The following is a 25,831-nucleotide window of genomic DNA, read 5'->3' as shown; positions in this document are numbered from 1 at the left end:
CATCTTCTAAATCTTCTTTCAAACACAAAGCCCTCATAACAATTAAATAAATTATTTCAATAAAATACACTACTATGGATCACAAGATGTACATTCCCTTAACCTCCCTATTTCCAACTCTTAAAACAAAATGAAAGGACCCATGAATGATTAAAATTCATCGGCCCTGCAGTAAAAAGTTTATTGATTTTCAGTTTGCTATCTAGTGTAAATTCCAAAAGTTTATAGGCATGTACTCTGTATTACAAAAGGTATCAGCTCACTCAAAACCCCGTAATTCCAGCAGTCCTATCCCTTTCAACTCGCTTTATGTTCAAGGCGTAATTTATCCGCAACCATGGCGATAAATTCACTATTTGTCGGCTTTGCTTTTGACATGCTGACAGTATATCCGAATAATGAAGAAATAGAATCAATGTTCCCTCGGCTCCATGCTACTTCAATGGCATGACGAATGGCGCGCTCAACGCGGCTTGCTGTTGTATTGTATTTTTTTGCAATGTCAGGATACAGCACTTTTGTAATCGACCCAAGCAGCTCAATATCCTTATATACCATTGAAATGGCTTCTCTCAAATATAAATAGCCTTTAATATGAGCAGGTACACCAATTTCGTGAATGATGCTCGTAATGCTTGCATCTAAATTTGCTGGTTTGCTGTCGCGATGCGAACGCATGGAAGAAGATGAACGTTGCATAAATGAAGATGTTTGTCCGCTAACTTGACGAATATGATTCACTAAGTTTTCCATATCAAACGGCTTTAGAATAAAATAAGCAGCTCCTAAATCAACCGCTTTTTTCGTTACGTCTTCTTGCCCAAATGCTGTTAGCATGATGACATTTGGATAATTTTCTTTTTTCATTTCTTTTAACTGACCTAAAACTGCTAATCCATCTAGATGCGGCATAATAATGTCTAATACAAGAACATCCGGATCTTTATCTTTTAAAATGGATAAACACTCTTGTCCATTGTAAGCTACTCCGATTACTTCCATGTCTTCTTGCTCTGAAATATAATCTTCAAGCAAACCAATTAGTTCCCGATTATCATCAACCAAGCATACTTTAATTTTTTTCAATGCAGCTTCCTCCTCAGTCCTTTATGTTATACGTCGTTTCCTACGTGTCTCTATTCTTTATTCTAAAGGACAAATTCGACAATGCAACATTATTTCCTTTATTTTTTTAGAAAAAAGTCTTTTAAATGGAATTTATTCGATTTTCTCTTATTTTCTTTGTTTTTCGACGTTTTTCTCGTACATTTACGACAATAATTTTTATCAAAAAAAGCGAACTAATGACAACATTAGCTCGCTTTTTTTCGATTATTTTTATAAATATCGATTCCTGCTTCGTTAAGCATCCATTCAATATGGACACCGTAACCGGAGGTAGGATCATTTACAAAAACATGGGTAACCGCTCCAACGACTTTACCGTTTTGAATAATCGGACTCCCGCTCATTCCTTGAACAATTCCACCTGTTTTCTTTAACAATTTAGGATCTGTAATTTTAATAACCATTCCTTTAGTAGCCGGAAACTTTTGAGGTATAGTACTCATAATTTCAATATCAAATTCTTCCACTTGATCATCATCTACTACCGTTAGAATTTTAGCCGGTCCTTCTTTTACTTGATGAGATAGAGCAATTGGCATTGCTTTATCCATTATTCCGTTTTCCATCGTTGAAGACAATTTTCCAAAAATACCGAAAGGACTATTTCGTGTAATATTTCCAATGATTTGTCTATCTTCAGAAAACCTCGCTAGCTTTTCGCCGGGAACGCCGTTCGAACCTTTCTCAATTGATGTAACGGTCGAACGGACAATTTGTCCATCTTCTACTACGATTGGCTTTTTTGTATCCATATCCGAAATAACATGGCCTAAAGCGCCGTATTTTTTAGATTTTGGATCATAAAAAGTCATTGTGCCAATTCCTGCAGCTGAATCACGGATGTATAAACCGATTCTGTACGCATAATCTTGCTTATCTTTTAACGGATACAGCTTCGTGTCAAACTGCTTTTTTTCTCTTAAAATATGCAGATTTAATGGTTCACCCGTTTTCCCTGCCTGCTGAATAAACGGTGTAATATCACTCATTTTTTCAATGGTTTTACCATTAATCTTCGTAATCATATCTCCAACTTGAATACCCGCAATTTCGCCAGGAGATTTTTTACCTTTTGCTGTATCTACCTGATGATAGCCTACAACAAGAACACCTTTTGAATTTAATTTCACACCGATTGATTGTCCACCAGGAATGACTTTAAAATCAGATAATACCTGCACGTCTACACGCTTTACAGGAATACCGGCCAAATGAAGCATCAACTCTTCTTTGCCTACCTGTTTGCCTGCTACGGTCAGCTTCGCCTTGTTACTTGTTACATCGTAAACAGGTGATGAAGCTTCTACGCTAAGCGGTAATGTCGTATTAATTTTTTCTTTTTGCTGTTCAAATAAGACGATTTGTTTTGGAATGTGTATATATTGTTGCACAACTGGAATAAATCCTACAAAAATGAACGAAACAAGGAGAATCGCACCAATTATATGTCTGTATCGATTTTGCATGTTTTCACTCTCCTCGCTTCCTCGCCTAAATGGCTACACATTTAATTTAGCCTTCTTAGAGCGCATTTATAACAGAAGTTCAGAGAAAAATGAAAAGAAGTACAAGGAAACATTTTCAGTTCCTCCATTTTGTATAAAAAAACACCTTTAACACATACTGTTACGTGTTAAAAGGTGTTTTTTTAAATGGTCTGCTTCATCTTATCCGCTAAATCTAAAAGCTCTTTGGCATGCTCCTTCGTTAAGCTTGTAATTTCAGCTCCTGCAATCATTCGACCAATTTCTTTTACTTTTTCATCAAGAGTTAATGGAAGAACAGATGTCGTTGTACGATCACCTTTTATCTCTTTAGCAATAAAGAGATGAGTATCTGCCATAGCTGCTACCTGCGGCAAATGAGATATGCAAAGAACCTGCGAATCAACGGAAATGGCATGTATTTTTTCACCGATCGATTGAGCTACTCTTCCACTTACGCCTGTATCAACTTCATCAAAGATAATGGACGTCACGCCTTGATGCTTAGAGAAGATGCTCTTTAACGCCAGCATGATCCTTGACAGTTCTCCGCCTGATGCTACTTTCGCAAGAGGCTTTAACGGTTCACCAGGGTTGGTAGAAATATAAAACTCTACGTTGTCAATGCCGTCTTTGGTGAATTTTATTCTTTCGCCATTTACTTCAACGTCATTTTTACCTGCATTTACGACAGAGAATTTAATTTGAAATACGGTTTTAGCCATATAGAGTTCTTGAAGCTCATGATGGATGCTGTCCGTTAACTCCTGAGCAAGTTTTTTTCGAATAGCTGAAACGTTGTTAGCTTCTACTAATAAATCCTGTGCTACGCTGTTTAACTGTTCTTTGATCTTGCTCACGTGCGTATCTCGATTTTCAATACGATCAATTTCATCTTCAATTTGTGCTGCATATTCTAGAATTTCATCTACACTTTGACCGTATTTACGCTTTAAGTGATTAATTTCATTTAAACGCGCTTCAATAAAGTCTAAGCGTTTCGGATCAAATTCTAATAAATCCAGCTGCTGACGAATTTTATAAGATGCGTCTTCTAACTGATAGAAGCTCGATGAAATAATCTCCGAAATTTCGGCATAGTTTTTTTCCAGTGACGAAATATCCTCCGTATGATTCATTGCTACGCCTACCCAATCCAGACCTTGATGTTCACCGTGCAGCGCATTGTACGCATCGTTTAGCGACGTATAGATCTTTTCAAAGTTGGAAATCTTCAAACGCTCTTCATTTAGTTCCTCGTCTTCATTGAGCTGCAAATTTGCGGCTTTGATTTCATCTAATTGAAATTGAATAAGATCGAGGCGATGTGCCATCTGCTGCTCATTTTCAGTTAATTGATCCAACTGCTTTTTTAGCGACGTATACCTCGAAAATACCTCTCGATACTCCGTCAAAGCCTCTTCTACTTTTTCTCCTCCATATTGATCAAGAAGAGTTAAGTGACGATCTTGATTCATTAAATCTTGGTGCTCGTGCTGTCCATGTATATCAATTAACGTCTGTCCGACTTCACGTAGGATAGCTAACGTGACGAGCTTACCGTTGATGCGGCAAATACTTTTCCCATTTGTAGTGATATCTCGGCGAAGCACAATCATTCCATCTTCCACTTCCAAACCGACTTGTTTGGCTTTTTCGTGACTCGGATGCTGTTCTTCATCAAATAAGAAAAGCCCTTCAATTTCGGCTCTGTCTGTTCCATGGCGGACAAACTCCGAAGAGCCTCTTCCACCTACTAACAATGAAATGGCATCAATAATAATCGACTTTCCCGCTCCTGTTTCGCCTGTTAATACCGTTAAGCCTTTTTCAAATGAAACAGAAAGTTCATCAATAATCGCAAAGTTTTTAATGGATAATTCAGCTAACAACCTGCTTCACTCACCTTTATAACATTTCTAAGAATCGGTCTGATATAATTTGCGTATCTTCAGGAGTACGGCAAATAATCAAACATGTATCGTCTCCACAAATTGTTCCTAATATTTCATCCCAGTCCAAATGATCAATTAATGCGCCAATCGCATTTGCGTTTCCCGGCAATGTTTTCATCACCAGCATATGCCCGGCTGAATCAATTTTTACAAATGCGTCCATAAGAGAGCGCTTTAACTTTTGTAAGGGATTAAAACGCTGATCTGCAGGCAAGCTGTATTTGTATCGTCCGTCCATCAAAGGCACTTTGACTAAGTGCAGTTCTTTAATATCACGAGAGATTGTTGCCTGTGTTACATTAAAACCTTGGTTTTTTAAAATATCTACCAATTCATCCTGTGTTTCAATATCATTATTCGTGATAATGTCACGAATTTTAATATGTCTTTGCCCTTTATTCATGTTGGCACCTCACATTAATATGTAATCTTCTTTTTGTTTTGTTGTTTATAAGTCTTTCACTAATTAAGTATCATAATGTGTTCAACTTGATTATGCACCTTTTGTATAAAGAGTCATAATCAAATCGCCAATGCTAAGTTTTTGCTTAACATTGGCCATTATTACTTTTTCTCTTTTAACGTCTTATGTGCTTCTTCGACCACTTCACGCACAGTAAGCGGAGCTTGATTTTCACCAAATTTACGCTCGCCTTTCCAGCTCAGATGAAGAAGAAATTCGATATTTCCATCTCCTCCTGTTATCGGTGAATACGACATGTTATATACATCGTATCCTTGACGAAGGGAGAAATCCACCATTCCTTGAAGGACTTCTTCATGCACTTTTGAGTCACGCACGATTCCTTTTTTCCCAACTTGCTCTCTTCCAGCCTCAAACTGTGGCTTAACAAGTGCAACAACATCGCTGCATGGAACAAGAAGTGTTTTTAACACAGGGAGAATGAGTCTTAAGGAAATAAACGATACATCAATAGAAGCGAATTCAGGCAAGCCTCTTGATAAATCAGCTGGTGTCACATAACGGAAATTTGTTCGTTCCATTACTTCTACTCGCTCATCTTGACGAAGCTTCCAAGCTAGCTGATTATAGCCTACGTCTAGCGCATAGGACATCTTCGCTCCATTTTGAAGCGCACAATCGGTAAAGCCTCCAGTAGAAGAACCAATATCAATCATGATTTTATCCGCTACATGGACATTAAATTCTTTAATCGCTTTTTCAAGCTTAAAGCCGCCTCTGCTGACGTAAGGCATCACTGCACCTTTAATTGTCAGCGGCGTATCGCGTTCAATTTTCTCTCCCGGCTTATCCAAACGGACTTCATTCGCATAAACAAGTCCTGCCATCACTGTACGCTTTGCTTTTTCTCTTGTTTCAATCAAACCTCGTTCTACTAATAATACATCTACTCGTTCTTTTTTTGTCACTTAACTTCAAGCCTCTTTTGTGTTGGTGTTACGAGTTTTTTAACTCGATTTATAATCTCTTCTTTGGTTAAGCCAATTTCTTCTAAAAGTTTTGTTACGCTGCCGTGCTCGATAAAGCGATCAGGAATACCCATACGTTCAACGCGAGTATTATAATAGCCGTGCTCTGATGCAAACTCTAACACCGCACTTCCAAAACCGCCTTGAAGTACCGCTTCTTCCACCGTAATCACAGGCTTATTCGTTTGGAAAATCTCGTGAAGCATTTTTTCATCCAGCGGTTTAATAAAACGAGCATTGACCACTTTGACGCTGATTCCTTGCTTCTCAAGTTCTGCTGCTGCATCCATCGCCATTGAAATCGTTGTACCAAACGTTAAAATGGTTGTATCCGAACCTTCTTTTAATACGTCCCATGTACCGATCGGAATGTTTTTCAGTTCTGAATCTAGTTCAACACCTAATCCGTTTCCTCTCGCATAGCGCATCGCAATCGGACCTTCTTCATAAGTCAAAGCAGTGTGAACCATGTGCTGACCTTCATTTTCGTCTTTTGGCATCATAATAACAAGGTTAGGCAAATGACGTAAAAACGCAATGTCAAATACACCTTGGTGCGTTTCACCATCAGCACCTACTAGTCCAGCTCGATCAATCCCAATAAATACATTTAGCTTCTGACGGCAAATATCATGAACCACTTGATCGTATGCACGCTGTAAAAACGTCGAATAAATAGCTAAAAAGGGCTTCATATTTTGAGTTGCAAGACCAGCGGCCATTGTTGTTGCATGCTGCTCTGCAATCCCAACATCAAACATGCGATGCGGAAACTCTTTTTGAAACGCTTCAAGTTTTGAACCTACAGGCATTGCTGGCGTTACTGCTACGATACGCTCATCTTCCCTAGCCATTTTCAATACCGTATCACTTACTAATTTACTCCAAGCAATCGGAACATTTTTGTCTTTAATAAAGTCACCGGACTCAATTTTGTAAGGGCCTGTACCATGCCACGCTCCGCTTTTATCGCTTTCCGCTGGCAAGTACCCTTTCCCTTTTTTCGTAATCACATGAATCAGTACCGGTCCTTTTGTTTTCTTTGCATATTGTAACGTTTCCAATAAATCGTCATAGCTATGGCCGTCAACCGGTCCTAAATACGTAAAGCCAAGATCTTCAAAGAACATGCCTGACACAACCATGTACTTTAGGCCATCTTTTACACGTTCTGCCGTTGCCGCGAGCTTACCGCCTACCGCAGGCACTTTTTTCAGTAGAACTTCAAGCTCATCTTTTACCCAGTTGTATTTGCCCGCCGTGCGCAAACGCCCCAGAATGCTGTGTACAGCCCCGACGTTAGGAGCGATAGACATTTCATTGTCATTTAAAATAACGGTCATATCCGTTTGCTCGTGCCCGATGTGGTTAAGCGCTTCAAGAGCCATACCACCTGTTAAAGCTCCGTCACCAATGATAGGAACAATGTGAGCTTTTGTTTTTTGCAAATCTCTTGCAGCAGCCATTCCCATTGCGGCTGAAAGAGATGTAGAACTATGTCCCGTTTCCCATACATCATGCTCACTTTCATCTCGCTTTGGAAAGCCGCATAATCCTTTATATTGACGGATTGTATCAAACTCTCCCGCTCGTCCTGTTAAAATTTTATGGACATACGACTGATGCCCGACGTCCCATAAAAATTTATCTTTTGGACTGTCGAACACTTTATGGAGTGCAAGCGTTAACTCAACAACCCCTAAATTTGGCCCTATATGACCACCAGTTGCAGAAAGCTTTGTAATTAAAAAACGACGAATCTCTTCACTTAGTTCTTCTAATTGTGTTACTGACATTTTCTTTAAAAACTCAGGATTTTTTATCGTTGTAAGATCCAAGGTGGATCACTCACTTTCGTACTTGTTATAAAGTTACCTTAATACATTGTCTATTGTTTTATACGTATAGTCAATTTTTAGTATTTCCTTATTACTTACAATACCTTTGATATTCTATCAGTAAACCAGTGATATTCAAAGGAAAATAGTGAAAAAATAGCCGCTAACACAAATGTGATAACGGCCACCAAGATATTGTATATGTCTTTCAAACCTATGCACTACGCTTTTATACAGTAGTAAAATCATTATAGCATAGCCCCTATTGGGACTCAATCTTATTTTACTGTATCACTCAAAAAACCTGACAGAAATCGTCATTAACTATCACGTTTTGCTATATATAAACAAATTTCTTCTAGTAATCCGTGCTTAATTTGAGCTTGACGTAACGAGAGAAGTGCTTGTTCAACATGATACTGTAACTTTTCTTTGGCCGCTTCCATACCTAATAAAGAAGGATATGTCGTTTTTTCATTTTCTGTATCACTGCCAATTGGCTTTCCTAACTTTTCTTCAGACCCTTCCACATCCAAGATATCATCTTGAATTTGAAACGCTAACCCTACATGCTTACTGAATTCTTCTAATAATTCTTGCTGTAGAGGCGTAGCTTTTGCAAGAATTGCTCCTGCTTTTACACAGAATCCTAGCAGCTTCCCCGTTTTATGAAGATGAATATATTCAAGCTCATCTAGCGTGAGCTGCTTTTTTTCACCTTCCATATCTGCAACCTGTCCGCTGATCATACCTTCTGTTCCGCTTGCTTTTACCAGTTCTGTAATGAGCTGAAGTTTCATATGTGATGTAATTTCAGAATGTACCGCTTCAGAAATGAGCTGAAAGCTATTTGTTAAAAGAGCATCTCCAGCTAATATAGCCGTTGCTTCGCCGTACACCTTGTGATTTGTCGGTTTACCTCTTCTTAAGTCGTCATCATCCATACTAGGTAAATCATCATGAATGAGCGAATATGTATGAATCATTTCCACTGCACAGGCTGTTTCTAGTCCGATGCTCTCGTCTTTTCCAAATGCATGTAGCGTTGCAAACAACAGCACTGGGCGAAGTCGCTTTCCTCCTGCCGTAAGCGAGTAAAGCATGGATTCCTTTAAGTTAACCGGAGCATGTAATGCCTTTACCACTTCAGGCAAGCGTGTTTCTACTCGATCTTTTGTAAAAGAAATATACTCTTTTAAATTCATTTCATTCACCATCACTCTTCCTCCTGTACCGAGAATGGCTCAAGCGTTCCGTCTTCACGTAAAATAGTTTCCATTTGCTTTTCAATATGCTGAAGACGATCGTGACAGAATTTTGAAAGAGTCATTCCTTCTTGGAATTGTTGAATTGCTTCTTCTAAAGGCACGTCGCCTTCTTCTAGCTTGTTTACGATGGTTTCTAACTGCTCCATCGCCTCTTCAAACGTATACTCTTTATTTGTCGCCATTTTTCATCGCTCCTCTATTTTCGAAACTTCACACTGCAACTGTCCATCGGTCAAACGAACGTTTACCACATCACCTTTGGATACTTGTTTGGTTGATTTAATTAACTCTTTTTCTTTATCGTATACTAAGCTGTAGCCTCTTTCCATTGTTTTTAATGGACTAAGCGTATGTAATTTTGACGTTGCCGTGGCAAATAAAAGCTGTTTTTGCTTTAGCAGCTGCTGCATCTCTTTTGTCAGCATTTTCGTCAGCTGCTGTTGACGGTCTGCCGCTTTCGTTAACTGATGCTCGGGGTGATTGCGCAACAAAGCGGCTGTTAGCTGCTCGTAGTTCGTCCGTTTATGCTCAATGTACCTTCTACCTTCACGATAAAAACGCTCCATCAGCTGATCTAACTGCTGCTCTTTTTGCTCGACCAACTTTTGAGGGTAACGAAAAGCATATGATTTCTGAGATCGTTCAAGCCTGCGGCTACTAGACTGAAGCATCTCTTTCATCGAACGAAGAAGACGGATATTTCGCTGAGTCAATCTTTCTGTAATTTCACTGATATGAGGTACGGCCAGCTCCGCAGCACCCGTTGGAGTAGGGGCTCGCAAATCTGCTACAAAGTCTGCAATTGTAAAATCGGTTTCATGTCCAACCGCTGAAATAACGGGAATAGTAGAAGTGAAAATTGCACGAGCTACGCTTTCTTCGTTAAACGCCCAAAGCTCTTCAATTGACCCGCCGCCGCGGCCGACAATTAATACGTCTGCTTCTTTACGACGGTTTGCTTCTTCAATTGCCTTGATGATAGACGGTGCCGCATTCACTCCTTGAACAAGAGCGGGCATAACAATAATGTTCGCGTTATATCTGCGCTTTAATGTCGTAATAATATCACGTACGGCGGCTCCAGTAGGAGATGTAATCACACCTATTGTTGTTGGATACTTCGGAAGTTTTCGTTTTCTAGCATGATCAAACAAGCCTTCTTTTTCCAGCTTTTTTTTCAGCTGTTCGTAGGCCAAGTATAAGTTTCCAACGCCGTCAGGCTGCATTTCTTTTACGTACATTTGATAATTTCCGCTTGGTTCATAAACCGAAATTTCAGCTCGAATCAGTACATTCATTCCTTCTTCAGGCTGAAAATTAAGCTGACGGTTATGCCCAGCAAACATAACGGCTGCGATACGAGCATTTTGATCTTTTAAGGTGAAATACATATGTCCTCGACTATGACGTTTAAAGTTAGAAATTTCTCCTTTAATCCATACATCTTGCATGTGAGGGTCTACGTCAAACTTGCGCTTGATGTATCGTGTAAGAGCCGTAACGGTTAGATAACGCACTTCACTCATCATTTTGCCTCCTTTGCAGTCACCCTCTCCCCTTTATATAAAGGAGAGAAGCATTTTAGTCACTTGATTTGGCAAGATGAACGTTTATTTAGATAAAGTTGTTAACACTTTAGACAATACGCCGTTGATAAACTTGCTTGATTGATCATCGCCAAATGTTTTTGCTAATTCAATCGCTTCATTTAACGTAACGCTCGTAGGAATTTCTTCTTCATACTTCATTTCGTATACGGCAATACGCAGGATTACGCGGTCTACAGTAGCTACGCGGTCTAACGTCCATTTTTCTAAATGATTGCGTAAAAGTTCATCAATTTCTTGCTGATGCTCAACTACACCTAGCACAAGACTTTCTAAAAATTGATCAGACTTTTCGTTTTGTACAACATTTCCGATTGCCTCCATTGGCTCGGTTTGCCCTAAATCATGCTGAAATAGTGCTTGTAATGCTTTTTGGCGTGCTGTATGTCTTTTCATTATTTTTGCTCCTTTATTTATCTTCTTCAACTAGTATACCTAGATAATAGCATAGTTTATGAAACGATACTTGATTGTTCTTATACGAAGTTTGTAGAACACGAAAAAGACCGTCTTTATGACGAGACAGTCTTTTTCACTTTACCATAGCTTGTGTTGAAAAGGAACAAGTAATCATACGTTATTCCATTTTAGCAACAGCCGTTAGGTAAACGTTTGTTTTATTCAACTTCTTCAATATCAGTTTTTTGCGTATCAAACTGAATCCCTACGATATGAATGTTTACTTCATCGAGATCAATAGCTGTCATATTTTTAAGGGCTTGACGAATGTTATCTTGTACTTGCTGCGCTACGTTTGGAATAGACACACCAAACTTCATCATACAAAACACGTCTACTTTTATCCCGTTTTCTGTTAAGTCCACTTTTACACCTTTACCGTGGTTTTTCTTTCCTAGTTTCTCCACAACGCCAGCTGCAAAATTTCCTCTCATTGCAGAAACGCCTTCTACTTCAGAAGCAGCAATACCCGCAATGACTTCAATAACCTCAGGAGCAATTTCTACTTTGCCAAGAGAATTTGGGTGTTCTTCCATTTCTAATACATGATTTTCATTCATGTACAGCACCTCCTATAGTTTATATTATACTAAGAATTCATTACGTCATATAGCTCAAGAAACTTCGTGTTGAATTCACCGCTAACAAATTTTTCATGATTTAATAGCTTTTGGTGAAAAGGAATAGTGGTCGCAACGCCATCGATAACAAATTCATCTAACGCGCGCTTCATTCGTTCAATAGCTTCCTCACGAGTTGGCGCATGAACAATCAATTTAGCCACCATTGAATCATAGTAAGGTGGGATTGCATAGCCCGGATATGCAGCAGAGTCTACGCGCACTCCGTAGCCACCTGGCGGCAAGTACATTTGAATCGTACCTGGTGATGGCATAAAGTTTTTCTCTGGGTTTTCTGCGTTGATTCGGCACTCAATTGCCCATCCGTTAAACGTCACTTCTTCTTGCGTAAACGGTAAAGTTTCACCATTTGCCACGTTGATTTGTTCTTTAATTAAGTCAACTCCTGTCACCATCTCTGTAACAGGATGTTCTACTTGGATACGCGTATTCATTTCCATGAAGTAAAATTTGTTTTCACGATAATCATAAATGAATTCCACGGTTCCGGCTCCTGTGTAATTAACGGCTTGAGCGGCTTTAACAGCAGCGTCGCCCATTAATTCACGCGTTTTTTCGTCCAACGCTGGAGAAGGCGTTTCTTCAATTAATTTTTGAAGACGGCGTTGAATCGAGCAATCACGCTCTCCTAAATGTACAGTATTTCCATGAGAATCAGCCAACACTTGGATCTCAACGTGACGGAAATCCTCAATGAACTTTTCAATGTACACACCAGGGTTACCGAAAGCTGTCGCAGCTTCTTGCTGCGTAATTGTAATACCTTTAATAAGCTCTTGTTCATTTTTCGCAACGCGGATTCCTTTTCCTCCGCCTCCTGCCGTTGCTTTAATAATAACAGGATAGCCAATATCATTAGCGATTGACATACCGTCTTCCACTGACTCTACAATTCCAGTGGAACCAGGAACAATTGGAACACCCGCTTCACGCATCGTTTCTCTCGCTACGTCTTTTGTTCCCATTTTGTTAATGGCTTCAGGACTTGGTCCTACAAATGTAACGTTACACTCTCTGCATAGCTCTGCAAAATCAGCGTTTTCAGCTAAAAAGCCGTATCCAGGGTGAATAGCGTCACAGCCCGTTAGCATCGCAACACTCATAATGTTTGTAAAGTTTAAATAGCTGTCTTTAGATGACGTTGGTCCAATACAATACGCTTCGTCTGCTAATTGTACATGCAAAGAATCGCGATCAGCTTGAGAATGAACAGCTACTGATTCTACACCTAACTCTTTACACGCTCGAATAATTCGAACCGCAATTTCTCCTCGATTCGCAATTAATAGCTTTTTAATCATATTTACCGCTCCTTATTCAGGCTTTACTAAGAAAAGAGGTTGACCGTATTCTACAAGTTGTCCATTTTCAACTAATACGTCAACGATTTCACCTTTAACTTCTGCTTCGATTTCATTAAATAATTTCATTGCTTCTACGATACATACAACCGAATCTTTTTGTACTTTATCTCCAGGCGTTACGTATACATCTGTTTCTGGCGATGATGACGCATAGAATGTCCCTACCATCGGAGATGTAATTTTATGTAAGCTTTCATCAACCGCTGGGGCCGCTTGTTCTTCTTTTGGCTGTGCAGACTGTGCTGCTGGGGCTGGCGCTGGAGCCGCTGCTGCCTGCGGTGCAGGTGCTGCTGCTTGTTCAGGTGCCGAAACCACTACTTGCTGCGCTTGTTTGGAAACAATTGCGTCTTTTTTCTTCATCTTGATTTTGGAGCCTTCGTGCTCATAGGTGAACTCCTCGATTGATGATTGATCAACTAGTTTAATGATCTCACGGATCTCTTGAATTTTTAACATATTGAACACTCCTACCTCATGAAAATAGAATTCTCTACAATGTTAATAATACGATAAATGGCTACAGCCATTCAATTCGTTTGGCAAACATTAAAAAGAAGTTCCACTTACTCTATAATAACTTTTTAGCGTTATTGTTTTATAAATGGAAACATAGCTTTACAGATGACAATACTTATGAAAACATTTGTCACCTAGTACTAATATAAGATTATGAAACCTATTATAACCGAAGTAAAAAAAGAAAGCCATGTTAAAATTTTTCCCGTCTCGCTTAGATTTTAGTCATTTCATAAAAAAAGAAGTGTAAACAACCCCAATTTGCGGCTGTTTTACACTTCTTTTATTCCCTTTATTTAGTTGGCTGAAACTCTACCGCTACTTCTTTTGGACCCATTTCTTTTTTGACTAGCTGAATGATTTGATTGGCTTTTGTTTTTGAGTGTTTTTCTGTCTTAACGGTAATTTGCACTTGTTTTCCATCTGCTCTTACTAGCGCGTCGCTGTATCCTTTTGCTTTAATTAATGTTTCCAGCGTTGCTTCTTTTTCCCCGAGCTTTGATAATTCATCGATTTTATCCATCGCTTTGCTTACTTCTGCAGGCGTTACATTTTTTGATGCCGCTACTTCCTGATACTCTTCTTTCAGCTGACTTCTTTCATCATTTAATTCCAAGCGGAGCGCCGTAAATAGCTCGTCGCTATCTGTGCTTGATACAACCGCTGATTCTTTTGCATTTTTAGCCGTTTCCTTTTTTACATCTTCTGCTGAGCCTTCGGTTTTTGAATCTTCTTTTGTTCCTGATTTCTCATCTGCCTGTTGTTTTGTATCTTCTGCAGGAGCCTTGTCATCAGCCTGTTTTTCGCTTTGTTTTTCATTGTCTACTAGCGCAACATTACTCTGAGGATTTTCTGGCGTTGTCATATAGTACACCGATAACACAACAACTAAACTTAACATTGTTAATAACCAAACCGTTTGCTTTTTTAATAACATATTCATTTCCCCCTCATCCTTTTTTCGCTAATACTGCTACTCTATGACTTGGTATATCGAGCGCTCTTGTCACGGCTTCAATAATAGATTTCTTTACCTCGATATTATCAGCTCCTTTAGCGACAACTAACACACCTCTGACTTTTGGCTTTTCGGTTTTGACTACAACAGGCTTTTCTTGTTCTCCACTTCTTACAATGACCAGCTGTTCATCTGTTGAGGAATCTTCAACTTTACGAGTCCCTCCTTCACGGTCCGTCTCGTTGGTCGTTTGCGATTTTGTCACGCTGTTTTTTTCATATATTTTGGATTCTGTTGCATCTAGGTTCACAATTACTTTTACCTTACTTACGCCTCTAACTTGATCTAAAATATCTTTCAATTCTTCCTCATACCGCTCTTCATAACCTGTCATCGTTGTTGTCTTTTTGGAGCTAAAAGCGGGAACATCCTGTGATACGGGTGGTGCGCTGGTTTCTTTGCTTGCACTCTTTAATAATCCGCCTGAATTCATAGATGTTGTGAGTGAGTTGCTAAATACCATAAAGATAACGCCTGCAGCTAGTAAAATACCTATATACATTAACTTTGAAGGTTTCTTCGTAGTTGATGACTGTTTAAGTGAAAAGAACCGCTGAAAAAATGATGGGTCACCTTTTTCTGGCTTTTGACTCATTTCGTGTCTCCCTCCTCCATATTCACAACAACTTGGCCTTGTTTTACATCCCATTTTGCTGCTAAATAGTTGGATAATTTCTTGGATTCTGTTGGTTTGTTTGTTTCGATCGGTGTGGAGGTATCAATAGAAATAACTTTCACAGCTGAAACAACCTCGGAATCACCCGATGCTTTTTTACTTACGGCAACTGAAATGGATTTAATATTATCAGCGGTAGGTTCGTCGTTCGGCTTTTTTGTTTCAATGTGAATTCGATCAATTGCTACACCATACTGATCCATCAACTCCTCTTTTACATCTGCCTCCATTTGGACAGCCATTTGTTCTAAAATATATGCACGTTGTGAAGCTTGTATTTCTTTTTTCTGATTTTCTATTGAATTTTCTACCTGTTGATCGGATCGAATAGATGATAAGCTAAGTGATTTCAGCATTTGATTAACATCCACTTTAAAAATTTGAAAAACGGGTGTAATAATAATCAGCATCAAAAGAAGTCCAACCACCAGCTTCGTATACTTTTGAAAACTAGAATTGGGCAACAGTAAATTAATAATGGTAGCTAATAAGATAAAAAGAACGATATTCGTAATCCACGTCGTTAAGGCCTGCAATTTCTTCACCTCACCATCATTGTGACGTTGCTCGCTGTAATGATGACCGTTAAACATAAGAAAAACATAAGCGAGACAACAGCAAGCGCCGCAAAAATATAGATGACGCTTTTGCTGATAATGCTCAAGCAGGAAATAACCGGTCCTCCTCCAATGGGTTGAAGAAGAGCTGCTGCTAGCTTATAGATAAAAGCGAGCGTTAACACTTTAATAGCCGGAAATGCGACGATTAACAGTAAGACTGCTACTCCAGCAATCCCTACTGAATTCTTTAATAGAAGCGAGGCACTGATGACTGTATCAGCCGCATCTGTGAACACACGCCCTACAACAGGTATAAAGTTCCCTGTGACGAACTTTGCCGTTCGAATCGTAATACCGTCAGCAACAGCTGATGTGGCACCTTGGACGGATAGCACACCTAAAAAAACAGTTAGGAATATTCCAAGCACGCCAATGCTTATATTTCTCAACAGCTGAGCAAGCTGTGTAACCTTATGCTCATCTGAAATCGTACTCACAATGCTAAGCAGTGCTGAAAGAAAAAGCAGCGGCATCACTACGTATTGAATAAGCAAACCGCTGGTGTTCATTAAAAACAAAATCATCGGATGAAAAAAGGCTGCCGATACAACTCCTCCTGATGATGCCATTAAGGCAAGCAGCAGCGGCACCAGAGCTAAAATGAATTTAGTCATGGTCTCGATCGCTCCTGTTGCATAAGAAATAGCAATTTGAAAACTATTAAGAGCAATGATGATCAAAACCATATATACAAGCGCATACGCTACTTTACTTACGGTTTGCTGATTAAACGCACTTTGGAGCGTTTGCAAAAACACGCTAAAAACCGTTAGCATAATGAGTGTACCGAGGAGCTTTCCATTCGCTAATACTTCGTGAAATAAAAACTTTACAAGACCTCCTAGCCATTCTTTAAGAGAGAACTCTTTTTCTCCTTTTAAAAAATCGACTAAACTTCCCTTCTGACTCTCGGGTAAAAAGCCGCCGTATTGGGTAATAATATCGTCCCAAAACTGTTTGACTTCATCGATACCGAGCTTATCAATTTGTTCATTGACAAGTTCTTGCTGCTTCGGGGGTTCGGAAGCTTGTACATTTTCTGGAAAGAAAAAAAAGAGGAACAAAAGAAGAGCGAGTATATTCACTTTAAACGTCCACCGCTTCATTTCGTCACCTCATATTAAGTAAAATTAATTGGGCAGCATTGAAATAATCGTTTCAATAATGACCGTCAAAATAGGAATTGCCATGGAGAGAATCAGCACTTTTCCACCTAATTCAATTTTAGAAGCAATGGCACCTTGTCCTGCATCTTTCGTAATTTGAGCACCAAATTCGGCGATATAGGCAATACCAATGATTTTCAAAATGGTTTCCACATAAATCATGTTAACGTGAGCATTGATCGACAGCCGCTCGACCATCTTAATAATCTCGTAGATTTGATCAATTAAAAAAAGAAAGATCACGGATCCCACGAATACGACAAGTAAAAAAGCAATAGGTGATTTATGTTCTTTTAAAATGAGTGCCAAAAATGTCGCTACTAATCCTAAGCCCACAATTTGAAGCATTTCAATGGCAAATCACCCCTCTACCCTTGAAATAAAAAAACCGATTTGATTTTTTGAAATAAGTCCTCCACAATCGAAGCAACCATAAATAAAATATAAATAAAACCGATGAGGGTAACCCAATTCGCGTAATCTTTTTTTCCCATCTGTTCGAGTACGGTGACTAAAAAAGCTACGACGATACCAATCCCAGCAATCTGAAAAATGGTGTTCATATCAATTCCCACATTCAATCCTCCTCCATCGCTACATCAATAGGATGACCAGTAGCAATCCAGATAGAAAGCCTAAACTTTTAACCATTTTTTCATAGCGATTCTGCTTATCAACTGCATCTTGTTCTTCGCGTTCGAGATGGTTCAGCGTCAGCAAAATATGCTTTTGCTGCGAATAACGATCATGCTGACCAAGCGTTTCACCAAATTGTTTTAAGATTTCCAGTTCTCCTGTTTTAAGTGCGGTTTGTTTCCAAAATTGGTCCAACGTCTTTTCCCAAGCTTCCTTGACACTTTCAGTACCTTCTTTTAATTTCATTGAAAACTCACTAAATAAAGAAGCTAAAGGGTTAGGAAGCTGTAGAGATAACAAATGAGCAACTTCTTGAAGAGGCCGGTTGCTATACATAATTTCCGCTTCTAACGACCGAAGAGCCGTTTTTAATTGCCTGAGCTGCCTAGGTCTTTCGCTAAGCTGCTTTGCAAACTCAAATCCTGTGTAAGTGGAAGCAAATAAGATAAAGATGGCACCAAACAGTTTCATACACCATCACCCTTTACTATTTTCAATAAGCGACTTTTCAGCGGTCAATTTCATGGAGTTATAATGCTCATCATAGATAGCCTGAAGTGTTCCAGGACCTCGGCTGTTCGATAGCACAACATACTTTTTAAATACGTGAAGTTTCATTAAAGCTTGCAAAGTGGGACGCTTCATTAAATCGTCAATGTCATACCCATGAACAGTCATAATGACACGAACACCAGCATTAACGGCTTCAAGTACGGCCTTACAATCTTCTTCACTTCCAACTTCATCCACGATCAGTACATCGGGACTCATGGAGCGAATCATCATCATCATGCCTTCAGCTTTCGGACAGCTATCTAATAAATCCATTCTAGATCCGAATGTATGCTGAGGAACCCCTTTAACAGCCCCAGCAATTTCTGATCGTTCATCTACAATCCCTACTTTAAACGGAGGAATCTTAGAGCGCTCTATGCCAGTGCTTATTACTCTGGCTAAATCACGAATCATGGTTGTTTTTCCTGTTTGAGGAGGTCCTATAATGACCGTACTTTGCCAATAGCGATTGTATAAAAAAGGAATAAGCTGATTCGAAATGCCAATCTTTTGTTTAGCAATCCGGATATTAAAGGATGATACATCACGAATCACACGAACCTGTCCATTTTCCGTTACAACTTTTCCCGCTAGTCCAACCCGGTGTCCGCCTTCAATGGTGACATATCCTTTTTTTAATTCTTCTTCAATCATATAAATCGAAAACTGGCTTAGTTTATTTAAGATAAATAAAGCATCTTCTGCACTTGGAAGATACGATTCGAAATAAGGCTGATTGTTGATTGTAAATTCGACAGGTCTTCCTATGCGCACTCGAATTTCTTCTAGCACATGAGAATGGTTTGTGACATAAAATTCAACAGTCTTTTTTAAATTAGGCGGAAAAATTGCAAGTATTTCGTTTAACATATTCATCCCCTCATATTTGAACTCACTTCAATGTATTATGAGCTTGACCATTTTATGCCTACCTTTTATTTAAAAACACCAATTAAAATGAAGAGCACTCCTATTACAATCATGATTAATTTTCCAAAAGATAATTGATCTGCTACGGACACTAAACCAATGGTGAAAGAACTCACCATTACAATCGGACCAACAAGCGCTAGCATTCCATTAATCATTAACGCTTTTTTCACATCATTGTTTGTGACAATTAAAATAGCGGCAATAAACTCAATAAATGAAGAAATAAATCGAAGGCACGCCATCGTTAATACCGTACCGTTTAAATGATCCAACCACTGCTTCATAAGCCCCTCCTATATCTCTGCGTTGTTTAGTACAACCTATGCAAAATAAGGAAGGGTTAGCACAAAAAAACACACAAAAAAGGCAGAGAATCATTCTCTGCCTTTTTCGTGTGTTTGCAGCTTGCTTACACGACCGAATTACGCGCGTGATACGTAGCTGCTGTCTGTTGTGTTAATAATTAATACGTCGCCTTCATTTACGAAGAAAGGAACGTTTACTGTTAAACCAGTTTCAACAGTTGCCGGTTTTGTACCGCCAGAAGCTGTGTCACCTTTAATACCAGGTTCAGTTTCTGTTACTTTAAGCTCAACTGTGTTTGGAAGTTCAACACCTAATGTCTCACCTTGGTACATCATAATTGCTACTTCCATATTTTCTTTTAAGAATTTTAGTTCATATTCAATTGTACTTGCCGGAAGCTCTAATTGCTCATAAGACTGGTTGTCCATGAATACGTGCTGATCGCCGCTTGCGTATAGATATTGCATTTTACGATTATCAATTTGAGCTTTTCCTACCTTTTCACCTGCACGGAACGTTTTTTCTTGCACAGCTCCTGTACGAAGGTTACGTAGTTTTGAGCGAACGAATGCAGCGCCTTTACCAGGCTTTACGTGTTGGAAATCCATTACACGCCAAATACCTCCGTCTACTTCTACTGTCAAACCTGTACGAAAATCATTTACTGAAATCATGAAGAAATCCTCCTACATTTTATAAAATAATGAACTCTTTTGATGAGTGCGATAATGCCTCATTACCTTCTGCTGTGACGACCGTATCATCTTCAATACGAACGCCCCCTAAGTCTGGTATGTAAATACCTGGTTCAACGGTTACAATCATACCTGGCTGCAGTACATCTGTAGATTTCACAGAAAGTGATGGGCCTTCATGTACTTCTAACCCTACGCCGTGACCGGTCGAATGTCCAAAATACTGGCCGTATCCGTGTTCTGTAATATAATCACGCGTTAGCGCATCTGCTTCTTTACCCGTCATACCTGCTTTGATACCGTTCATTCCGTTAAGCTCTGCTTGCAGTACGACATTATAAATTTCTTTTAGCTTATCACTTACTTCACCGACGGCAAATGTTCGTGTGATATCTGAACAGTAACCATTATAATATGCGCCAAAATCAAGCGTTACAAGTTCTCCTTTTTCAATTACTTTGTCAGAAGCAACACCATGCGGTAAAGCCCCGCGATGCCCTGAAGCAACAATTGTATCAAAAGATGAAGATGTTGCGCCTTGTTTTCTCATAAAGAACTCCAGTTCATTCGATACTTGAAGCTCTGTTAAACCAGGACGAACAAAGGTTAAAATATGTTCATATGCTGCATCTGCTATTTTTGCAGCTTCCTTTAATATCTTAATCTCTGAGTCACTCTTTATCAAGCGTAAGTTTTCGATTGCGTGCGAGATTGGAACAAGTTCCGCTCCGATATGCTTATCAAATAATTGATGCTGTCCATATGTAACATAATTCTGTTCAAAACCAAGCTTTTTAATTCCAAATTGTTTCACTACATTCGCTACTTCTTCTACAATAGGACCCTTGTGCTGAACGATATCAAAACCTTCTGTTTGACTAGTTGCTTGTTCAACATAACGAAAATCTGTTACAAATGCCGCTTTGTCTTCAGAAATGATAACGACACCAGCAGATCCTGTAAAATTGGTCATATAGCGTCTGTTATATTCACTTGTAACGACAACACCGTCTACATTCAACTTTGAAAACTGTTCGCGTAGTTTTTCGATTTTCATTTTATTTCCCCCTTAATTGTAAAAGTGCCTGCAGAGCAAGCTCGTATCCGTATAAACCTAACCCGACAATTTGACCATGCGTAACAGGTGCCGTCACCGAATGGTGGCGAAACTCTTCACGCTTATGTACGTTCGAAATATGCACTTCAATAACAGGAACAGATATACTGGCAATCGCATCTCGAATGGCATAACTGTAGTGAGTAAAAGCACCAGGATTGATCATAATCCCATCAAACTTCTCATCCGCTTCGTGAATCCAGTCGATAATTACACCTTCGTGATTAGACTGTACGCACTCAACTTCTACCCCATGGTCTCTGCCTGCTCGCTGAAGCTTCTCTTCAAGATTTTGAAGATTATCTGTCCCATATACCGCTGGTTCGCGTACGCCTAAACGGTTTAAATTAGGACCGTTTATTACTAAAATCTTATTCATCTTATTTCAACACTCTCCCCTACTACGAACCCTTTATGCAGCTCACTTGTGTGAATTTACACTTTATTTTTCTTTTTAAATCATTATATAGAATATATTAGCATACGTTGGAACATTCACACTACTTATTCGCCGTTTGAAAATCTGTAGATTCATCTTTTGTTTGAAGCTCTGCCGCTTCAAAAGAAATGGAATATCCGATGAATACACCATATAAAATATAAATACAGAGGGATGAAATAATTGTGTTAGCTGGAAGCTCTCCAATTGTTTTCAAGTTAGGAAAGAGCGGATTCAAAACAACGAATACGATTGCCCACCATAATAAGCCGTAAGCAAAACCTATCCAAATTGTTTTAAACTTCTTTAATAGGACGTAGTATAACAACCCGACAACAATAGATAATACCCCTATGAGAAAAATACTGACGATAACACCTATTCCTTTATCCTTCCAATCACCTAATGCCCATGGATCTAAAAGCATATTTGGATTGATAACACTAAAGCTAAACAGATAATTTAAATAGCCAATAAAGCTCCAGAAAACCCCTCCAAAAAAGGAAATAAAGATGGCTTTAAATAAAAAAGATATTTCCTGTTTATGCGTAGGTTGGTTATCCTGTTTTTTTTCATGCTGTTCTTTAGGTTCTGACATATTAATCACCTCTTGATGTAGTATGAACTTTTTTCTCATTTCCTACCGACTCATTTCTAAGTTTTTACGTTTATTACTCTTCCTATACGCAAGAAGGGCGCCTGATATCGCAGAGACATTTTAAAACTACTTCGCACAGAGTTTCATAAACAAATTTTATAAATGAAAGGAAAAAAATTCATATGAAGGGTGTGGAGATGAAAAATATTGGCTAAACTAGATAACATGCATCCGCCTAGAGGTTTATTTGATTTTGCTGTAGAATATAAAATACTAAGAAGTCTAGTCTAGTTAAGTTAGGTTGGTGCCTGAAATGTCTAAATTACAAAAACCTGCGTATGGTGGTCAAGCCGTTATAGAAGGTGTCATGTTCGGTGGCAAACGTATGATGGTGACGGCTATTCGCCGCAAAGATCAATCTATTGATTATTTTCATTCAAAAAGAAAATCAAATTCCGTACTCACTGCTTTAAAAAAAATTCCTTTTTTACGAGGAATTGCTGCTATTGTTGAAGCCAGTGCAAACGGTACGCAGCACTTGAACTTTTCCTCTGAACGCTATGACGTGAATCCAGAAGATGATGCTCAAGTAGCAGCAGAACAACAAAAAGAGAAAAAAGAATCAAAACTATCTTTAATATTTGGCGTTGCAACTATTGGTGTAATATCCTTTCTTTTCGGGAAAGTACTATTTACATTGATTCCTGTGTTTTTAGCACAATTGACACGTCCTGTTTTCACTTCAAGTGTAGCTCAAGTTTTTATTGAAGGAGTATTTAAACTATTATTGCTCCTTGGCTATATTTATGTGATTTCACAAACGCCACTTATTAAACGGGTGTTTCAATATCATGGAGCAGAACACAAGGTCATTAATGCATATGAAAACAATGCTGAACTTACGGTAGAAGCCGTTCAAGCACAATCTCGACTTCATTATCGCTGCGGAAGTAGCTTTATCCTCTTTACCGTAGTTGTAGGAATGTTTGTCTACCTACTAGTTCCAACGGATCCTCTTTGGTTACGAATTGTGGATCGCCTTGCATTAATTCCAGTTGTCCTTGGTTTATCATTTGAAGTGTTACAGTTAACCAATAAAGTTCGTCATGTCCCTCTTCTTCGCTTTTTAGGTTATCCCGGTTTATGGCTTCAGCTTTTAACAACCAAAGAACCAAAAGATGATCAAGTTGAAGTTGCGATTGCTTCATTTAAAGAACTTTTACGCGTTGAAAATGAACTTTCTTCTACCACTGACGAACAAGTTGTCTAATCCACACCGTTTTGCTTTCTTTTTTTACTATTTTAGGAGGTGAACAAAATGAGACGTCCATTCGTGAAACCACTTGTATATGGTCTAATCGGGTTAGGAGTCATTGGCTTTGCATTTACGTTGATTACAGATCCAGCTGTTTTATTACGTCAAGCAGGTTATATTTTTCTGTTTATCATTTTGTTTTACTTAGTTTATCGGTTTATTCTCCGCCCTTCTCAGACAAAAGGTCAAGATAGAGGCTATGTGCGCGCAGTAAAGCAATCGAAACTGCGTCAAAAAGAAAAAGAGCGAGGAAGCAACAAAGTTGATATGCATACGTACCGAAGCTCAAATAAGCGCCCGGTATCCAAATCAACGAAACCGCTAAAGAAAAAGAAAAACAACTCACACTTGACCGTCATCGAAGGTAAAAAAGGAAAAAAGAAAAATAGAGCATTCTTTTAAAAAAACAAGGAGAAAAGCCTCCTTGTTTTTTTAATAGCACCATTTTTTCAAAAATGCCCTTGTACGCTTTTTGCCAAACGCAATCAGCTCTTCCTTCCGTTCTTCTGTGAGGGTAAATTCTGTCGCAAAAACTTGATTAACAGGTAAAAAGATAATATTTTTTTCGTGACGTTTTGAAATATGTCTTGCATCGTGCGCATCTTTCATCGTCTCAAAAAGCGCACTGAATAAACCAACGGCATTTTTAATTTTATTCCGTTCTCTCTCTTCGTCCTTCGGACTCAGCTTCACACCAATTACCGGTCGTTTCTTCAAACTTTTATCATCATCAAATAAAAAAATTGGAAAGTTGCTTAACACTCCCCCGTCGACTATTAAACTGCTTGGAGTAGATTTTAATTTAACCGGCTCAAAAAAATATGGAATGCTGCAGCTCATCCGAACGGCTCTTGCTACAGAAAAACGATTCGGATCAATGTGATATTTAGGCAAATCATCTGGAAGAACAAGCATCGTACTGTTGGTCAAATCTGACGCAATAATACGCAGCGACTGATCAGGCAAATCAGCAAATGTACGAATTCCTCTGCTCCGCAACTTCTCAGCAATCCACTTTTCAAGCCTTTCTCCTTTATATAATCCCATTTTCCAATATAAAAACAGCCATTTTGTCAAGCTCGATGGTAAAAAGGACATTCTTTGATCTAGGAAAGAAGATAACTCAATTTCATTCATCATTTCAACGATTTCTTCACTTGTATAACCAGCTGCTACAAATGCACAAATAATGGAACCCGCACTCGTTCCCGCTAACCGCCGAAAAATAAAGCCTTTTTCTTCTAGAGCTTGTAACGCACCAATCAGTGCAAGCCCTTTAATACCGCCACCTGAAAATACTCCGTCGACGTACACAGCCTCTCCTCCAAACTACCTACTCTACATTTGTAGTCGACTCAGCAACAAGTTATGATAAAAAGAAAAAAAGCAGTGACGCTATTGGCCGCTGCTTTTTCCTTATAATTTTTGCTCTTCTTCATTTCGTTTCTGTACATTGCGAAGATCTTGAATACGGTTATGATTTTCTTCAAAGTATTGAACCAAGTCCCCAATTCGATCAATGGAATTCCAGCTTAAATGATGTTCAATTCCTTCTACGTCATCATAAATATTCTTCTCATCCACGCCAATGATTCGCAATAGCTGCTCTAAGAGCTCGTGGCGATAAACAAGACGTTTTCCAATCTTCTGTCCCTTAGCTGTTAAAACAAGGCCTCGATATTTTTCATAAATTAAGTACTCATCTTTGTCTAGTTTTTGAACCATCTTTGTTACAGATGAGGGGTGAACCGCCAATGCATCAGCAATATCAGACACTCGAGCGTATCCTTTATCTTCAATTAGCATATATATTTGTTCAATATAATCTTCCATACTCGGTGTAGGCATGAAATCTCCCCCAATTAATATTATGTATTGCTAATAATAAGTCATAAATGTCTGTTTCTTATAGTGATATCGTGTTCATGTTTGATAATCTATGTGAAAAAAACGTGTAAATAAAGCGATGTCATAAGATAAAACTGGATAAAAGACATTCAATTAAAATCATACTACAATGCTTATTCAAATACAAGAACCGTTCT

The 25,831-nt window shown here is 38.8% G+C and carries 30 protein-coding genes; 2 read left to right on the top strand and 28 right to left on the bottom strand.

Going from position 1 to position 25,831, the window contains the following annotated elements:
- Positions 1-297 precede the first annotated feature (297 nt).
- The 26 genes from spo0A to ACH6EI_RS02150 all read right to left on the bottom strand — a co-directional run bounded on the left by spo0A (position 298) and on the right by ACH6EI_RS02150 (position 22,471).
- A complete protein-coding gene (gene spo0A, locus ACH6EI_RS02275; protein WP_013084985.1) occupies positions 298-1,086 on the bottom strand; it encodes a sporulation transcription factor Spo0A in 789 nt (262 codons plus the stop codon).
- Positions 1,087-1,313: 227 nt separating this feature from the next.
- Positions 1,314-2,594, bottom strand: coding sequence for a SpoIVB peptidase (gene spoIVB, locus ACH6EI_RS02270; RefSeq protein WP_028411587.1), 1,281 nt, complete (start codon positions 2,592-2,594; stop codon positions 1,314-1,316).
- Positions 2,595-2,776: 182 nt separating this feature from the next.
- Positions 2,777-4,504: a DNA repair protein RecN gene (gene recN / locus ACH6EI_RS02265; protein ID WP_028411588.1), complete on the bottom strand. Its 1,728-nt coding sequence runs from the start codon at positions 4,502-4,504 to the stop codon at positions 2,777-2,779.
- A gap of 16 nt (positions 4,505-4,520) precedes the next feature.
- A complete protein-coding gene (gene ahrC / locus ACH6EI_RS02260; RefSeq protein ID WP_013059136.1) occupies positions 4,521-4,970 on the bottom strand; it encodes a transcriptional regulator AhrC/ArgR in 450 nt (149 codons plus the stop codon).
- A gap of 161 nt (positions 4,971-5,131) precedes the next feature.
- On the bottom strand, positions 5,132-5,959 hold the full coding sequence (locus ACH6EI_RS02255; protein ID WP_397376797.1) for a TlyA family RNA methyltransferase: 828 nt from the start codon (positions 5,957-5,959) through the stop codon (positions 5,132-5,134).
- Positions 5,956-7,857, bottom strand: coding sequence for a 1-deoxy-D-xylulose-5-phosphate synthase (gene dxs / locus ACH6EI_RS02250; protein ID WP_028411590.1), 1,902 nt, complete (start codon positions 7,855-7,857; stop codon positions 5,956-5,958). The genes ACH6EI_RS02255 and dxs overlap by 4 nt, the downstream gene beginning before the upstream one ends.
- A gap of 320 nt (positions 7,858-8,177) precedes the next feature.
- A complete protein-coding gene (locus ACH6EI_RS02245; protein ID WP_099331283.1) occupies positions 8,178-9,074 on the bottom strand; it encodes a polyprenyl synthetase family protein in 897 nt (298 codons plus the stop codon).
- A complete protein-coding gene (locus ACH6EI_RS02240; RefSeq protein WP_013059140.1) occupies positions 9,074-9,307 on the bottom strand; it encodes an exodeoxyribonuclease VII small subunit in 234 nt (77 codons plus the stop codon). Before ACH6EI_RS02240 ends, ACH6EI_RS02245 begins: the two co-directional genes overlap by 1 nt.
- A gap of 3 nt (positions 9,308-9,310) precedes the next feature.
- Positions 9,311-10,651: an exodeoxyribonuclease VII large subunit gene (gene xseA / locus ACH6EI_RS02235; protein ID WP_034271010.1), complete on the bottom strand. Its 1,341-nt coding sequence runs from the start codon at positions 10,649-10,651 to the stop codon at positions 9,311-9,313.
- 84 nt (positions 10,652-10,735) lie between these two features.
- Entirely contained in the window at positions 10,736-11,128 is a 393-nt protein-coding gene (gene nusB / locus ACH6EI_RS02230) for a transcription antitermination factor NusB (protein ID WP_013059142.1), read from the bottom strand.
- Positions 11,129-11,349: 221 nt separating this feature from the next.
- Entirely contained in the window at positions 11,350-11,751 is a 402-nt protein-coding gene (locus ACH6EI_RS02225; protein WP_013059143.1) for an Asp23/Gls24 family envelope stress response protein, read from the bottom strand.
- Between the two features lie 29 nt (positions 11,752-11,780).
- Entirely contained in the window at positions 11,781-13,133 is a 1,353-nt protein-coding gene (gene accC, locus ACH6EI_RS02220) for an acetyl-CoA carboxylase biotin carboxylase subunit (protein ID WP_028411593.1), read from the bottom strand.
- 12 nt (positions 13,134-13,145) lie between these two features.
- Positions 13,146-13,652, bottom strand: a complete 507-nt coding sequence (gene accB, locus ACH6EI_RS02215; RefSeq protein WP_098112938.1) for an acetyl-CoA carboxylase biotin carboxyl carrier protein — start codon at positions 13,650-13,652, stop codon at positions 13,146-13,148.
- A gap of 352 nt (positions 13,653-14,004) precedes the next feature.
- Positions 14,005-14,655: a SpoIIIAH-like family protein gene (locus ACH6EI_RS02210; protein ID WP_223268967.1), complete on the bottom strand. Its 651-nt coding sequence runs from the start codon at positions 14,653-14,655 to the stop codon at positions 14,005-14,007.
- A gap of 7 nt (positions 14,656-14,662) precedes the next feature.
- Positions 14,663-15,325 carry a stage III sporulation protein AG gene (spoIIIAG, locus tag ACH6EI_RS02205; RefSeq protein WP_013084996.1) on the bottom strand — a complete coding sequence of 221 codons (663 nt, stop codon included), beginning with the start codon at positions 15,323-15,325 and terminating at the stop codon, positions 14,663-14,665.
- Complete coding sequence (spoIIIAF, locus tag ACH6EI_RS02200; protein WP_224980536.1) at positions 15,322-15,951, bottom strand: stage III sporulation protein AF; 630 nt, start codon at positions 15,949-15,951, stop codon at positions 15,322-15,324. The genes spoIIIAG and spoIIIAF overlap by 4 nt, the downstream gene beginning before the upstream one ends.
- Positions 15,948-17,132 carry a stage III sporulation protein AE gene (gene spoIIIAE / locus ACH6EI_RS02195; RefSeq protein WP_013059149.1) on the bottom strand — a complete coding sequence of 395 codons (1,185 nt, stop codon included), beginning with the start codon at positions 17,130-17,132 and terminating at the stop codon, positions 15,948-15,950. The genes spoIIIAF and spoIIIAE overlap by 4 nt, the downstream gene beginning before the upstream one ends.
- A 24-nt stretch (positions 17,133-17,156) precedes the next feature.
- Positions 17,157-17,540 (bottom strand): stage III sporulation protein AD, encoded by a 384-nt coding sequence (spoIIIAD, locus tag ACH6EI_RS02190; protein WP_013059150.1) that lies wholly within the window; start codon positions 17,538-17,540, stop codon positions 17,157-17,159.
- 20 nt (positions 17,541-17,560) lie between these two features.
- A complete protein-coding gene (spoIIIAC, locus tag ACH6EI_RS02185; RefSeq protein ID WP_013059151.1) occupies positions 17,561-17,767 on the bottom strand; it encodes a stage III sporulation protein AC in 207 nt (68 codons plus the stop codon).
- Positions 17,768-17,786: 19 nt separating this feature from the next.
- Entirely contained in the window at positions 17,787-18,299 is a 513-nt protein-coding gene (spoIIIAB, locus tag ACH6EI_RS02180; protein ID WP_028411597.1) for a stage III sporulation protein SpoIIIAB, read from the bottom strand.
- 6 nt (positions 18,300-18,305) lie between these two features.
- On the bottom strand, positions 18,306-19,253 hold the full coding sequence (gene spoIIIAA / locus ACH6EI_RS02175) for a stage III sporulation protein AA (RefSeq protein ID WP_028411598.1): 948 nt from the start codon (positions 19,251-19,253) through the stop codon (positions 18,306-18,308).
- Between the two features lie 65 nt (positions 19,254-19,318).
- Positions 19,319-19,600 (bottom strand): YqhV family protein, encoded by a 282-nt coding sequence (locus ACH6EI_RS02170; protein WP_028411599.1) that lies wholly within the window; start codon positions 19,598-19,600, stop codon positions 19,319-19,321.
- A 138-nt stretch (positions 19,601-19,738) separates the two neighbouring features.
- Positions 19,739-20,296, bottom strand: coding sequence for an elongation factor P (gene efp, locus ACH6EI_RS02165; RefSeq protein ID WP_098112940.1), 558 nt, complete (start codon positions 20,294-20,296; stop codon positions 19,739-19,741).
- A gap of 19 nt (positions 20,297-20,315) precedes the next feature.
- The gene (locus ACH6EI_RS02160) at positions 20,316-21,374 is read right to left on the bottom strand and encodes a M24 family metallopeptidase (RefSeq protein WP_033579709.1); all 1,059 of its coding nucleotides are present in this window, start codon (positions 21,372-21,374) and stop codon (positions 20,316-20,318) included.
- A gap of 1 nt (position 21,375) precedes the next feature.
- Positions 21,376-21,813, bottom strand: a complete 438-nt coding sequence (aroQ, locus tag ACH6EI_RS02155; protein WP_013059157.1) for a type II 3-dehydroquinate dehydratase — start codon at positions 21,811-21,813, stop codon at positions 21,376-21,378.
- A gap of 121 nt (positions 21,814-21,934) precedes the next feature.
- A complete protein-coding gene (locus ACH6EI_RS02150; protein ID WP_028411601.1) occupies positions 21,935-22,471 on the bottom strand; it encodes a YqhR family membrane protein in 537 nt (178 codons plus the stop codon).
- A gap of 313 nt (positions 22,472-22,784) precedes the next feature.
- Between ACH6EI_RS02150 and ACH6EI_RS02145 the strand changes: the two genes are divergently transcribed.
- On the top strand, positions 22,785-23,741 hold the full coding sequence (locus ACH6EI_RS02145) for a DUF1385 domain-containing protein (RefSeq protein WP_014458240.1): 957 nt from the start codon (positions 22,785-22,787) through the stop codon (positions 23,739-23,741).
- A gap of 48 nt (positions 23,742-23,789) precedes the next feature.
- Positions 23,790-24,188, top strand: a complete 399-nt coding sequence (locus ACH6EI_RS02140; protein ID WP_013059160.1) for an SA1362 family protein — start codon at positions 23,790-23,792, stop codon at positions 24,186-24,188.
- Positions 24,189-24,218: 30 nt separating this feature from the next.
- Here ACH6EI_RS02140 and ACH6EI_RS02135 read toward each other — a convergent pair whose 3' ends face one another.
- Positions 24,219-25,100, bottom strand: coding sequence for a patatin-like phospholipase family protein (locus ACH6EI_RS02135; RefSeq protein WP_028411603.1), 882 nt, complete (start codon positions 25,098-25,100; stop codon positions 24,219-24,221).
- 102 nt (positions 25,101-25,202) lie between these two features.
- Complete coding sequence (gene mntR / locus ACH6EI_RS02130; RefSeq protein WP_013085004.1) at positions 25,203-25,634, bottom strand: transcriptional regulator MntR; 432 nt, start codon at positions 25,632-25,634, stop codon at positions 25,203-25,205.
- Positions 25,635-25,831 lie beyond the last annotated feature (197 nt).

The organism is Priestia sp. JSM ZJ58, assembly GCF_044383985.1.
GTDB lineage: Bacteria > Bacillota > Bacilli > Bacillales > Bacillaceae_H > Priestia > Priestia zanthoxyli.
This window is presented reverse-complemented; position numbering and strand designations above follow the sequence as displayed.

What these genes read in the sequence shown, in the direction of transcription:
- spoIVB (WP_028411587.1), bottom strand. Translation starts at nt 2,594, where the DNA reads ATGCAAAATCGATACAGACATATAATTGGTGCGATTCTCCTTGTTTCG.
- ahrC (WP_013059136.1), bottom strand. Translation starts at nt 4,970, where the DNA reads ATGAATAAAGGGCAAAGACATATTAAAATTCGTGACATTATCACGAAT.
- ACH6EI_RS02245 (WP_099331283.1), bottom strand. Translation starts at nt 9,074, where the DNA reads ATGGTGAATGAAATGAATTTAAAAGAGTATATTTCTTTTACAAAAGAT.
- ACH6EI_RS02240 (WP_013059140.1), bottom strand. Translation starts at nt 9,307, where the DNA reads ATGGCGACAAATAAAGAGTATACGTTTGAAGAGGCGATGGAGCAGTTA.
- xseA (WP_034271010.1), bottom strand. Translation starts at nt 10,651, where the DNA reads ATGAGTGAAGTGCGTTATCTAACCGTTACGGCTCTTACACGATACATC.
- nusB (WP_013059142.1), bottom strand. Translation starts at nt 11,128, where the DNA reads ATGAAAAGACATACAGCACGCCAAAAAGCATTACAAGCACTATTTCAG.
- ACH6EI_RS02225 (WP_013059143.1), bottom strand. Translation starts at nt 11,751, where the DNA reads ATGAATGAAAATCATGTATTAGAAATGGAAGAACACCCAAATTCTCTT.
- accC (WP_028411593.1), bottom strand. Translation starts at nt 13,133, where the DNA reads ATGATTAAAAAGCTATTAATTGCGAATCGAGGAGAAATTGCGGTTCGA.
- accB (WP_098112938.1), bottom strand. Translation starts at nt 13,652, where the DNA reads ATGTTAAAAATTCAAGAGATCCGTGAGATCATTAAACTAGTTGATCAA.
- ACH6EI_RS02210 (WP_223268967.1), bottom strand. Translation starts at nt 14,655, where the DNA reads ATGAATATGTTATTAAAAAAGCAAACGGTTTGGTTATTAACAATGTTA.
- spoIIIAG (WP_013084996.1), bottom strand. Translation starts at nt 15,325, where the DNA reads ATGAGTCAAAAGCCAGAAAAAGGTGACCCATCATTTTTTCAGCGGTTC.
- spoIIIAE (WP_013059149.1), bottom strand. Translation starts at nt 17,132, where the DNA reads ATGAAGCGGTGGACGTTTAAAGTGAATATACTCGCTCTTCTTTTGTTC.
- spoIIIAD (WP_013059150.1), bottom strand. Translation starts at nt 17,540, where the DNA reads ATGCTTCAAATTGTGGGCTTAGGATTAGTAGCGACATTTTTGGCACTC.
- spoIIIAB (WP_028411597.1), bottom strand. Translation starts at nt 18,299, where the DNA reads ATGAAACTGTTTGGTGCCATCTTTATCTTATTTGCTTCCACTTACACA.
- spoIIIAA (WP_028411598.1), bottom strand. Translation starts at nt 19,253, where the DNA reads ATGTTAAACGAAATACTTGCAATTTTTCCGCCTAATTTAAAAAAGACT.
- ACH6EI_RS02170 (WP_028411599.1), bottom strand. Translation starts at nt 19,600, where the DNA reads ATGAAGCAGTGGTTGGATCATTTAAACGGTACGGTATTAACGATGGCG.
- efp (WP_098112940.1), bottom strand. Translation starts at nt 20,296, where the DNA reads ATGATTTCAGTAAATGATTTTCGTACAGGTTTGACAGTAGAAGTAGAC.
- ACH6EI_RS02160 (WP_033579709.1), bottom strand. Translation starts at nt 21,374, where the DNA reads ATGAAAATCGAAAAACTACGCGAACAGTTTTCAAAGTTGAATGTAGAC.
- aroQ (WP_013059157.1), bottom strand. Translation starts at nt 21,813, where the DNA reads ATGAATAAGATTTTAGTAATAAACGGTCCTAATTTAAACCGTTTAGGC.
- ACH6EI_RS02150 (WP_028411601.1), bottom strand. Translation starts at nt 22,471, where the DNA reads ATGTCAGAACCTAAAGAACAGCATGAAAAAAAACAGGATAACCAACCT.
- ACH6EI_RS02145 (WP_014458240.1), top strand. Translation starts at nt 22,785, where the DNA reads ATGTCTAAATTACAAAAACCTGCGTATGGTGGTCAAGCCGTTATAGAA.
- ACH6EI_RS02140 (WP_013059160.1), top strand. Translation starts at nt 23,790, where the DNA reads ATGAGACGTCCATTCGTGAAACCACTTGTATATGGTCTAATCGGGTTA.
- mntR (WP_013085004.1), bottom strand. Translation starts at nt 25,634, where the DNA reads ATGCCTACACCGAGTATGGAAGATTATATTGAACAAATATATATGCTA.